This window comes from Sphingomonas sp. AC449, assembly GCF_979253475.1.
In genome coordinates this window covers 64,709-75,319 of the sequence record NZ_CEEDCZ010000013.1, presented here as the reverse complement: position 1 = coordinate 75,319, position 10,611 = coordinate 64,709, and the positions used below count along the sequence as shown (strand labels likewise).

Below are 10,611 nucleotides of genomic sequence, written 5' to 3'. Positions count from 1 at the left end.
CCCCCCACAACCCCGTCATCCTGACGAAAGTCAGGATCCAGAGCCCCGCACACCGCCCCCTCGATCACGCCACGAACCCGCAACCTATTGCCGGAACTCAGCTTTCCTCCCCATCCCGCCGCGCTTGATCGAGCACCCGCTCGACCTTCGCCCGATCCGCTGCATCCCGCGCGCGCTCCGCCTTGGTCCGCCCGAACGCCGCGCGATTGACGTCCGCCGCCGCCGCCGCCGCGCGGCGCGCCCGCGCCTTGCGCGCCAGTCGAAGATTGACGATCTCGCCCATGACAAATCTCCGTTCGCCGCTTGCCAGCATCCCGATCGCGCTACAGACTGCCCCGCCTATGCGCCAGATATCCCCGCCTTTCCTGCTGTTGCCCGTCCTGCTGGCCCCCGTCCTGCTGTGCCCCGCCGCGACGTCGGCGCAGTCGCTTCCCGCGGGCAACTGGGCGATCAAGTCGACCGCGGTCGACCTCGAGATTCCGGGCGCCCCCGGCTTCATGCTGCGGATGATGCGCGGCAAGTCGAAGACCGAGCATAAATGCATCGCGCCCGACCAGGCGCGGACCGGTGTCGCGACGCTGTTCGTGCCCCGCCCCGATGCGAAATGCACCGTCGAGCGCGCGCAATTCGACGGCGGGCGAATCGATCATGTCATGCTGTGCCCGCAGAAAAAGGGCCCGCCGATGCGCGTCGTCCGCGCGGGCAGCTACGGCGCGAGCGGCTTCACCGCCCGGATGACGATGACCGGGCAGACCGACAAGGGCGCGATGCGGATCGTCGCGGATCAGGTCGCGACGCGCGCCGGCCCGACCTGCAAGGGCTGACCGCCGTACGCGACGCTCAAGGCCCTGTAAGCGCTGCCGATAGTGTAAGGGAAACAGGCCGGGCCGGATCCGATGCGATCCGCCAGCGGCCTGAAATTCTCTGGTCGGGGCGACAGGATTCGAACCTGCGACCCCCACACCCCCAGTGTGATGCGCTACCAGGCTGCGCTACGCCCCGACCGAGGGGCGCGCCTTATGCCGATGCCGCACGCGATGCAAGCGAATGCCGCAAAAACCGTGTCGCGACCGTGATTTTGCCGAACCGGCCGCGCGCGCTCGTCGCCGCTGCGGCTCGCTTCACCGGCGTCATACGCGGCCGCCTGCCCCGCACATCGGTTGCACGGACCCGCAACCGGTGATAGCGGCATCGCCCATGCGAGCGCGGGCGTATGGCGCCTGCCCACCAGCCAAAACGGGACTCCATGTTCATTTCCCCAGCATACGCGCAGGCCGCCGGCGAGACGGCAGCATCGGGCGGCATCGCCTCTTTCCTGAGCATCGCGCCGCTCTTCCTCGTCTTCATCGTGTTCTATTTCCTGATGATCCGTCCGCAGCAAAAGCGGATGAAGGCGCTCCAGGCGTCGGTCGCCGCGGTCAAGAAGAACGACAGCGTCGTGACCTCGGGCGGGATCATCGGCAAGGTGACCAAGGTCGAGGATAGCATCGTCGAGGTCGAGATCGCGCCGAACACGCGCGTCCGCGTCGTCAAGGCGACGCTGACCGACATCACCAGCCCGAACACGAAGCCGGCGAACGACTGATGCTGGACTTTCCCCGCTGGAAGGTCGCCTCGATCATCGGCCTGCTGGCCGTGCTCTGCGCGCTTGCGATCCCGAGCTTTTTCTCCGAATCGACGACCAGCAAGTGGGGGGCGATCCCGCATCAGCGGATCAACCTGGGTCTCGATCTGGCGGGCGGCAGCTATCTGCTGCTCGAGGCGGACACCGCCGATCTCGCGAACACGCGGATCGAGGCGATGCGCGACAGCGTCGCGGGGACGATGCGCAACGGCACGCCGCGGATCGCGATCGGCGATATTTCGGTGCGTGGCGGGCAGCTTAGCTTCCTGCTCCGCGATCCGAGCCAGGTCGATGCGGCGCGTGAGCGGCTGCTCGGGATCACCGGCGGCGGCGCCGGGATGAGCGGCCAGCGCGAATGGGACATCACCGTCGTCGACACGAGCCGGTTCGTGCTCAAGCCGACCGAGGCCGGGCTCCAGCAGGCCATCGACCGCGCGATGACGGATGCGACCGAAGTCGTCCGCCGCCGCATCGACGAACTCGGCACCAAGGAGCCGTCGATCGTCCGCCAGGGCGCGACGCGAATCGTCGTCCAGGTCCCCGGACTGCAGGATCCGCAGGCGCTGAAAAGCCTGCTCGGCAAGACCGCCAAGCTCGAATTCAAGCTGGTCGACGAGACCGCGAACCCCGCCGACCTCGTCAAGGGCATCGCGCCCGTCGGCAGCCAGGTCCTGCCCTATCCCGGCAACCCGCAGGGGGTTCCCTTCATCGCGGTCAAGCGGTCGGTGATCATCTCGGGCGACCAGCTCGCCGATGCGCGCCAGGAATTCGAGCCGCAGACCAACGCGCCGCAGGTGGCGATCACCTTCGATGCGGTCGGCGGCCGCCGTTTCGCCAAGGTCACGCAGGAGAACACGAACAAGCCGTTCGCGATCATCCTCGACAATTCAGTCATTTCCGCGCCCAACATCAACGAGCCGATCCTTGGCGGCCGCGCCTCGATCTCGGGCAACTTCACCACCGAATCCGCGAACTCGCTCGCCATCTCGCTGCGTTCGGGCAAGCTGCCGGTGAATCTGAAGATCATCGCCGAGAGCACCGTCAGCCCCGATCTCGGCAAGGATTCGATCCGCGCGGGCGTGCTGGCGAGCATCGTCGCCGCGGTCGCGGTGATCGTGTTCATGTTCGTCACCTATGGCCGGTTCGGCCTCTATGCGAACCTCGCGGTGGTCATCAACATCCTCGTGATCGTCGCGGTCATGTCGATGCTCGGTGCGACGCTGACGCTGCCCGGCATCGCCGGCTTCGTGCTGACGATCGGTACCGCAGTTGACGCCAACGTGCTGATCAACGAGCGGATTCGCGAGGAACGCCGCCGCGGGCGCAACGTCGTCCAGGCGGTCGAGCTCGGCTATAAGGAGGCGTCGCGCACGATCTTCGAGGCGAACGTGACGCACGCGATCACCGGCGTGATCATGCTCCTGCTGGGCTCGGGCCCGGTCAAGGGCTTCGCGGTCGTGCTGCTGATCGGCATCTGCACCAGCGTGTTCACCGCGGTGACCTTCACGCGGATGTTGGTGGCGCTGTGGCTGCGCAAGAACCGTCCCTCCACGATCAATATTTGAGGCGGGAGATCATCATGCGCCTGCTGAAACTCGTACCCGACAACACCAACCTGCAGTTCGTCGCGCTCCGCAAATGGGCGTTCGGGCTGACTCTCGTCCTCTCGCTGCTGGCGATCGGACTGGTCGCGGTCCGCGGCCTCAACATGGGCGTCGACTTTGTCGGCGGCGTGCTGATGGAGGAGAATTTCGCGACCCCGCCGTCGATCGAGGCGGTGCGGACCGAAGTCGACCGGCTCGGCGTCGGCGAAGCCTCGATCCAGTCGTTCAGCAACCCGCGGACGCTGTCGATCCGCCTCCCGCTGCCCGAGAGCAACGACGAAGGGGCGACCAACCGGCTGGTGAAGAAGGTTTCCGACCACCTCGCGGTCAAGTTCCCGGGCGCGACCTTCTCCAAATACGACACGATCACGGGCAAGGTCTCCGACGAGCTGATCACCCGCGGCCTGCTCGCGGTCGGGCTGTCGATCCTCGGCATCGCGCTGTTCGCGGTCGTCCGGTTCGAGTGGCAGTTCGGCGTCTCGACGATCGTCGCGATCGTCCACGACCTGTTGATGACGATCGGCTTTTTCGCGTTGATGCGCGATTATTTCGAGGTCGATCTCAACATCGTCGCGGCCGTGCTGACGATCATCTCCTATTCGATCAACGACAAGATCGTGATCGACGACCGCATCCGCGAGAACATGCGCCGGTACCGCAAGATGGACATGCGCGAGATCATCGACCTGTCGGTGAACGAGACGCTGCCGCGTACCGTCATGACCTCGGTGACGATCCTGCTCGCGCTGTTCGCGATGCTGATCCTCGGCGGGCACGTGCTGCGCGGCTTCACCGCCGCGATGATCCTCGGCATCGTCGTCGGCACCTATTCGTCGATCTACGTCTCGTCGTCGCTGCTCATCACGCTCGGCCTGCGCGCCGAGCCCGAGGGCCGCAAGGGCGATCAGGACGGCGCGGAACGGGTCGGCCCGAAGGCCGGACGCTGATGCGCGGCGGGGCTCGCGCATGAGGATGGACCGCGAGAAGACCGACGGGCCGATGATCGCGGCGATCGGTCGCGCCGGGTTCAAGGTCGACGACGGCTATTATACTGCGCTGCTGATCACCCCCGAACGCGCGGACGGCTGGACCCCGCCGCCGTTCGCGGCGCTCGCGGCATCGGATATCGACGCTATCCTCGGCTTGTCCCCTGCACCGGAGTTCCTGTTGCTTGGCACCGGCACGCAGCTGCGGCAGCCGTCCGCGGCGTTCCGTCGTGCGGTCGAGGCGCGCGGCATCGGGATCGAGGCGATGGACAGCCGTGCGGCGGCGCGTGCCTGGGCGGTGCTGCGCGGCGAAGGCCGGTGGATCGCCGGCGCGCTCTATCCGCTTGAAGAATAAGGCCTAGGACCGCGGTCCGACCAGTCCCGCGAGATGCGCGTAGAGCGCCGCGGTATTCGCCTCCCACGTAAACCGCCCGGCCACCGCGCATGTCGCGTCGACCGCAGGCGGGTCGGCCAGCACGTCGGCGATCGCCGCGGCAAAGGCGGCGGCGTCGCGCGGCACGATCCGCCCGGCATCGCGCGACGTCACCACCTCGCCCGCGCCGCCCGCCTCGGTGATCACGATCGGCGTCCCGCACGCCAGTGCCTCGACCCACGCATTGGCGAGCCCTTCCGACGCCGACGCCAGCGCCATGACGTCCGCCGTCGCGACGAGCCGCGGAATATCCGCATGCGCGACGCTTCCGAGCAGCCGGACCCTGTCCGCAACGCCGTGACGGGCGATCGCGGCCTCGAGCCGGGGACGGTCGCTCCCCTCCCCCGCGATCAGCAACGCCACGCCGGGCAGCCGCGCGACCGCCTCGATCACCACGTCATGCCCCTTGCGCGGGATCAGCGCCCCGACCGAGAGGACGAGCGGACCACGAACGCCGAGCTCCCGTTTCTCGCGCGTCCGGTCCTCGGCATCGATCGGGTGAAACCGGTCGTGATCGACGCCCGTATGGTGCACCCGGATCCGATCGCCCGGCATGCCGAGCGCGATCATGTCCGCCTTCATCGCGCCGCTGACCGCAAGCAGACCGTCCGCCGCCCGCCCCGCGTCAACGACCTGCGCGCGCGTCGCGCCGGCGCATCCCCAATGATGAATATCCGCGCCGCGCGCCTTGATCGAGACGGGCACCCCGTACCGCCGTCCCAGCGCCACCGCGGCGACACCGTCGGGAAAGAAGAACGACGCATCAATGACATCGAATGCGAAGTCGGTGCGAAGCGCATCCAGCAGCGGGACCAGTGCGCGAACCAGCGCGGCGGCATGCCACCGCCCCTGCGTCGCCGGAACCGTCGTAAAGCGCGGCCGATCGACCTCGATCCCTCGCCACGTCTCGCGCGTCGGCAACCGCGTCAGCGGCGCGTATCGGGACAGGCGATCAAACGGTAGCGGCGGCACGCCGACGGGCGCGACGGCACGCAGTTCGACGCCGTGATGCGCAGCGAGGCCGAGCGTCTGCCGCTCGACGAACACCCCGAAATTCGGCCGCGTCGCGTCGGGGAACAGGCTGGACAGGGTCAGGACGCGCAGCATGTGCCTCCAGGTAGAGCGGGTCGGTTAAGATCGCGCGAACCCGCGCGCGCTCAACCGTCACCTGCGGCTCAGTGCAGCTCGACCGGTCCCGTGGCGATCACCCCGGTTTGCAGCGCATCATCGTACAGCAGCGCGCTCTCGCGCTTCACCTGATGCGACAACCGTTCCAGCATCGCCTCTGATTCGGCACGGAATTCGGTCCAGTCGCCGGGCTCGATCGTCGGTAGCCAGCGTCCAATGTACACGCGCCAGTCGCGCCGCAGCGCGGCCAGTTCGGCCGCCATCCGCTCGACCGTCTCGGGGGCATAGTCGGCCTCGGTCGCGAGCGCGCTGAGGTCGACGATATCATCCTCGACGCCGAGATGATCCGCGACCAGCACGGCCAGATCGACCAGCTTGCGCGACGCCGCCGCGCAGTTCCGGTGGCGCCGCTGGAGCAATGCGACCAGGTCCACGCATCGTTCGGCGATCCGGTCGTGATCGTCGATCAGCCGGCTCCAGGACGCGCGATCCTCGCGGTCGGCGGCATATCCTTGTGACGCAACATCCATCTCTTGCTCCTCTCGTCACGTCGTACCGGGCCGCCGACTGCGCGCCGATCAGTCCCGATACGCGCTGGTAATCGCTTCGACTTCGGCCGGATCACCCATGATCAGGCCGATACGTTGGTGCAGGCTGCTGGGCTCGATCGACAGGATGCGCTGTTCGCCATCGGTCGCGGCACCGCCGGCCTGCTCCATCAGCATCGCCATCGGATTGCCCTCGTACATCAGCCGCAGCTTGCCGACCTTGCCCGGCTGGCGAACGTCGCGTGGATACAGGAAGACGCCGCCGCGCTTGAGGATCCGGTGCGCATCGGCGACCATCGATCCGGTCCAGCGCATGTTGTAATCCTTGCCGAGCGGCCCTTCGGCACCCGCGACCCGATCGTCGATGAACTGCGTGACCTCGGCCGACCATTGCCGCGCGTTCGAGGTGTTGATGGCGAACTCGCGCTTGCCGCCGGGCATGCGGATGTTGGTATCCGTCATGACCCACGACCCGACCTCACGATCGAGCGTGAACTCGTGGACGCCCGCGCCGACGGTCAGCACCAGGATCGTCTGCGGGCCGTACACCGCATAGCCGGCCGCGACCTGCGTCTGCCCCGCCTGGAGGAAATCATTCTCGGTCACGTCGGCACCCGACGCGGTCTCGGCCGCGCGCAGCACCGAAAAGATCGTGCCGACCGAAAGATCGACGTCGATGTTGCTCGACCCGTCGATCGGATCGAACAGCAGCAGATATTCGCCCTTGGGATAGCGGTTCGGGACGAGGTGGATCGTCTCCATCTCCTCCGATGCCATCGCCGCGAGATGGCCGCCCCACTCGTTCGCCTCGAGCAGCATCTCGTTGGCGATCACGTCGAGCTTCTTCTGCACCTCGCCCTGGACGTTCTCGCTGTCGAGGCTGCCCAGCACGTTGCCGAGCGCACCCTTGCCGATCGCATGGCTGATCGCCTTGCACGACCGCGCGACGACCTCGATCAGGAGGCGCAGCTGGGGTTGCAGCGTGCCGGCTTCGCGTTGCTGTTCGATCAGAAACTGGGTCAGCGTCTTGCGCTTCATGGGGCGGGATACCTTCGACCGGAATGGAGAAAACGGGGTTAGCCAAGCCGGTCCCGCTATACCATAGGAGAGAAATACCCCATTCGGCCGAACGATCCCAATCTGACCGACGCGCACGGGTCGGCGCAACCGGGTCGCGCGGCCGGTGCATTGCCGCTAGAGGCTTGCGCGATGTCCGTGTTTGACCCGCATCGCAACGACTTGGCCGCTCTCGACGCGATCGCGCGGCGGCGTGTGCTGATCGAACGACGGGGAAAAGATTTTTCGTCCAACGACTATCTGGCGCTCGGACGGAGCCGCCGGATCGCGGCGGCCGTATCCGACGCGATCGCGCGCGGCGTGCCGATCGGCTCGGGCGGATCGCGGCTGTTGCGCGGCAACGATCCCGAGCATGAGATGCTCGAAGCGGAGGCCGCGGCCTTTTTCGGCGCGGAGACCGCGCTCTATTTTTCAACCGGTTACGCGGCCAACGCCGCGCTGTTCGCGACGCTGCCGCAGCGCGGCGACCTCGTGGTGCACGACGCGCTGATTCATGCGAGCGCGCACGAGGGGATGCGTCTTGGCCGCGGAGACAGCGTCGCGGCCGCGCACAACGACGTGACCGCGTTCGACGATGCGATCCTCGCGTGGCGGCGCGGCGGCGGACGGGGGCGCCCCTGGATCGCGGTCGAAAGCCTCTACAGCATGGATGGCGATCGTGCACCGCTCGACGAGCTGGTCGCTGTCGCGCAGCGGCATAACGGCGTCCTGCTGATCGACGAGGCGCATGCGACGGGCGTGTTCGGTGCCGACGGACGCGGGCTAGCGGGCGCATTCGAGGGAAGCCCGGACGTCGTCACGCTGCGCACCTGCGGCAAGGCGATGGGGTGCGAGGGCGCGCTGGTATGCGGGCCCGCCGTGGTTCGCGACTTCCTGATCAACCGCGCGCGCGCCTTCATCTTCTCGACCGCACCATCGCCGCTGATGGCGAGCGCCGCGCGCGAGAGCCTGCGCATCCTCGCCGACGAGCCCGACCGTCGCACCGCCCTGCACGCGCTGGTGACGCATGCGGAACATGCACTCGCACCGCACGGCGTCACGCCGACGGGGTCGCAGATCCTGCCGCTCGTCATCGGCGACGATGCGGCGACGATGCGCATCGCGGCCGCGGTGCAGGCGGCGGGGTTCGACATCCGCGGGATTCGCCCGCCGACCGTACCGCAGGGGACGTCGCGGCTCCGGATCTCGCTTACGCTCAACGTGACCGAACACGACATCACCGCGCTCGCCGATGCGCTTCAGAAGGCCCGATCATGACCCGTTTCGTCGTTACCGGCACCGATACCGACATCGGCAAGACCGTGTTCGCCGCCGCACTCGCCGGCGCGCTCGGTGCGTCCTACTGGAAACCCGTCCAGGCCGGCCTCGACGGCGGCAGCGACGCGGCGCGCGTCGCTGCGCTGTCGGGCCTCGCGCGCGGCAAGATCCTCGACGAGGCCTATCGGCTGGAGACGCCATGCTCGCCCGATCGCGCGGCAACGCTCGACGGCGTGACGATCGACGTCGACCGGCTGGTCCCGCCGGCGGTGCCGGGTCCGCTGGTGATCGAGGGCGCGGGCGGCGTGATGGTCCCGCTGACCGAGACGGTCGTCTTTGCCGACCTGTTCGCGCGCTGGCGCCTTCCCGTCGTGCTGGTCGCACGCACGACGCTCGGCACGATCAACCACAGCCTCCTGTCGATCGAGGCGCTGCGCCGCAGGGACGTGCCGATCCTGGGGGTCGCGTTCATCGGCGATCCGGTTGCGCACAGCGAAGAGGCGATCATGCGGCTTGGCGGCGTCAAGCGACTGGGGCGATTGCCCATTCTTCCAACGCTCGACGCGGCATCGCTGCGCGCGGCGTTCGCAGCGGGCTTCGCGATCGAGGATTTCGCATGACGTCGCCGATCTGGCACCCCTTCACGCAGCACGGGCTTGGCGACCCGATTCCGCAGATCGCGCGGACCGAAGGCGCGGCGCTCTACACGAGCGACGGGCGGCGGATCGTCGATGCGATCTCGTCCTGGTGGGTGACCACGCATGGCCATCGCCATCCGCGGATCATGGCTGCGATCGCCGACGAGGCGGGGCGGATGGACCAGATCATCTTCGCGGGCTGGACGCACGAACCCGCCGAGACGCTGGCGCGCGGGCTGATCGACATCATGCCGCCCGCCCTGCAGCATGTCTTCTTCTCGGACTCGGGCTCGACCGCGGTCGAGGTCGCGCTGAAGATGGCGCTCGGCTTCTGGCGCAACCGGGGCGAGCCGCGCGACCGGATCTTGGTGCTCGAGCACAGCTATCACGGCGACACGATCGGAACGATGTCGGTCGGCGAGCGCGGCGTCTACAACCGCGCCTATGCGCCGTTGCTGTTCGACGTCGACACGATCCCCTTTCCGCATCCCGGTTGTGAGCAGGCAAGTCTCGACGCGCTGGAGGCGGCGTGCCGGGCCGCCCCTGCCGCATTCATCGTCGAGCCGCTGGTGCTCGGCGCGGGCGGCATGCTGGTCTATCCGCCGCACGTCCTCGCCGGGATGCGCGCGATCTGTGCACGCCACCGCGTGCTGTTCATCGCCGACGAGGTGATGACCGGCTGGGGTCGCACCGGGACCGTGCTGGCGTGCGAGCAGGCGGACATCGTCCCTGACATCCTGTGCCTGTCCAAAGGCTTGACCGGTGGCGCGGTCCCGCTTGCCGTGACGATGGCGACCGCCGAGATCTTCGACGCGCATCTGTCCGACGACCGCGCGCGGATGTTCTTCCATTCGTCGAGCTATACCGCGAACCCGATCGCGTGCGCCGCTGCCAACGCGAACCTGGCGATCTGGCACGACGAGCCGGTGCACGACAGGATCGCCCTTTTGGGCACACGCCAGGCGGCCCGTCTCGGCCGGCTTTCGGGCGTGCGCGGCGTGACCAATCCGCGTCGCATCGGTACGATCACGGCGGTCGACCTGCAGGTCGGGGATGGTGGGTACCTCTCCGACCTTGGTCCACGACTGTCCCGGTTCTTCGTGGGCCGCGACCTGCTGCTCCGCCCGCTCGGCAACACGGTGTACGTCATGCCGCCCTATTGCATCGACGATACCGACCTCGACGCGATCTACGGTGCCATCGAGGAGGCGTGCGCGACCTTGCTCTAGCGATCGCGCCGGCATAGCGTCGATCCGCGGTCCATTTCACTCGACCGTCATCGACCATGCCGAATTAAGCGCGATTTCAGCCTGCCA

12 protein-coding genes and 1 tRNA gene are annotated in these 10,611 nt (G+C 67.8%); 8 read left to right on the top strand and 5 right to left on the bottom strand.

The features are described 5' to 3' along the window. Window positions 1–97 precede the first annotated feature (97 nt). Window positions 98–283, bottom strand: a complete 186-nt coding sequence (locus AC0CH3_RS16390) for a DUF4169 family protein (protein ID WP_465238073.1) — start codon at window positions 281–283, stop codon at window positions 98–100. Between AC0CH3_RS16390 and AC0CH3_RS16385 the strand changes: the two genes are divergently transcribed. Next, window positions 282–824, top strand: coding sequence for a DUF3617 domain-containing protein (locus AC0CH3_RS16385; RefSeq protein ID WP_235532225.1), 543 nt, complete (start codon window positions 282–284; stop codon window positions 822–824). The two genes, AC0CH3_RS16390 and AC0CH3_RS16385, sit on opposite strands and share 2 nt — an antisense overlap. Before the next feature lie 101 nt (window positions 825–925). Here the strand turns inward: AC0CH3_RS16385 and AC0CH3_RS16380 are convergent. Beyond that, window positions 926–1,002: transfer RNA gene (locus AC0CH3_RS16380), tRNA-Pro, on the bottom strand. A gap of 244 nt (window positions 1,003–1,246) precedes the next feature. Between AC0CH3_RS16380 and yajC the strand changes: the two genes are divergently transcribed. The 4 genes from yajC to AC0CH3_RS16360 are packed head-to-tail and all read left to right on the top strand — an operon-like array spanning window position 1,247 to window position 4,569. Continuing rightward, window positions 1,247–1,585: a preprotein translocase subunit YajC gene (yajC, locus tag AC0CH3_RS16375; RefSeq protein ID WP_056017111.1), complete on the top strand. Its 339-nt coding sequence runs from the start codon at window positions 1,247–1,249 to the stop codon at window positions 1,583–1,585. Next, window positions 1,585–3,189, top strand: coding sequence for a protein translocase subunit SecD (gene secD / locus AC0CH3_RS16370; protein ID WP_056017114.1), 1,605 nt, complete (start codon window positions 1,585–1,587; stop codon window positions 3,187–3,189). Before yajC ends, secD begins: the two co-directional genes overlap by 1 nt. Window positions 3,190–3,203: 14 nt before the next feature. Beyond that, entirely contained in the window at window positions 3,204–4,175 is a 972-nt protein-coding gene (secF, locus tag AC0CH3_RS16365) for a protein translocase subunit SecF (protein WP_056017118.1), read from the top strand. Window positions 4,176–4,194: 19 nt separating this feature from the next. Then, complete coding sequence (locus AC0CH3_RS16360; RefSeq protein ID WP_354303717.1) at window positions 4,195–4,569, top strand: MTH938/NDUFAF3 family protein; 375 nt, start codon at window positions 4,195–4,197, stop codon at window positions 4,567–4,569. 3 nt (window positions 4,570–4,572) lie between these two features. Here AC0CH3_RS16360 and AC0CH3_RS16355 read toward each other — a convergent pair whose 3' ends face one another. From AC0CH3_RS16355 to AC0CH3_RS16345, 3 genes are all read right to left on the bottom strand, one after another. After that, a complete protein-coding gene (locus AC0CH3_RS16355; protein ID WP_354303715.1) occupies window positions 4,573–5,754 on the bottom strand; it encodes a glycosyltransferase in 1,182 nt (393 codons plus the stop codon). 68 nt (window positions 5,755–5,822) lie between these two features. Beyond that, window positions 5,823–6,305, bottom strand: a complete 483-nt coding sequence (locus tag AC0CH3_RS16350; protein WP_354303713.1) for a hemerythrin domain-containing protein — start codon at window positions 6,303–6,305, stop codon at window positions 5,823–5,825. 48 nt (window positions 6,306–6,353) lie between these two features. Further along, window positions 6,354–7,361, bottom strand: coding sequence for a class 1 fructose-bisphosphatase (locus AC0CH3_RS16345; protein ID WP_056017129.1), 1,008 nt, complete (start codon window positions 7,359–7,361; stop codon window positions 6,354–6,356). 171 nt (window positions 7,362–7,532) lie between these two features. On the opposite strand from AC0CH3_RS16345, the gene AC0CH3_RS16340 reads away from it, so the two are divergent. The 3 genes from AC0CH3_RS16340 to AC0CH3_RS16330 are packed head-to-tail and all read left to right on the top strand — an operon-like array spanning window position 7,533 to window position 10,524. Then, window positions 7,533–8,657, top strand: coding sequence for an 8-amino-7-oxononanoate synthase (locus AC0CH3_RS16340; RefSeq protein WP_354303711.1), 1,125 nt, complete (start codon window positions 7,533–7,535; stop codon window positions 8,655–8,657). Next, the gene (gene bioD, locus AC0CH3_RS16335; RefSeq protein ID WP_465238072.1) at window positions 8,654–9,277 is read left to right on the top strand and encodes a dethiobiotin synthase; all 624 of its coding nucleotides are present in this window, start codon (window positions 8,654–8,656) and stop codon (window positions 9,275–9,277) included. Before AC0CH3_RS16340 ends, bioD begins: the two co-directional genes overlap by 4 nt. Further along, complete coding sequence (locus AC0CH3_RS16330) at window positions 9,274–10,524, top strand: adenosylmethionine--8-amino-7-oxononanoate transaminase (protein WP_354303707.1); 1,251 nt, start codon at window positions 9,274–9,276, stop codon at window positions 10,522–10,524. The genes bioD and AC0CH3_RS16330 overlap by 4 nt, the downstream gene beginning before the upstream one ends. The last annotated feature ends 87 nt before the right edge of the window (window positions 10,525–10,611 follow it).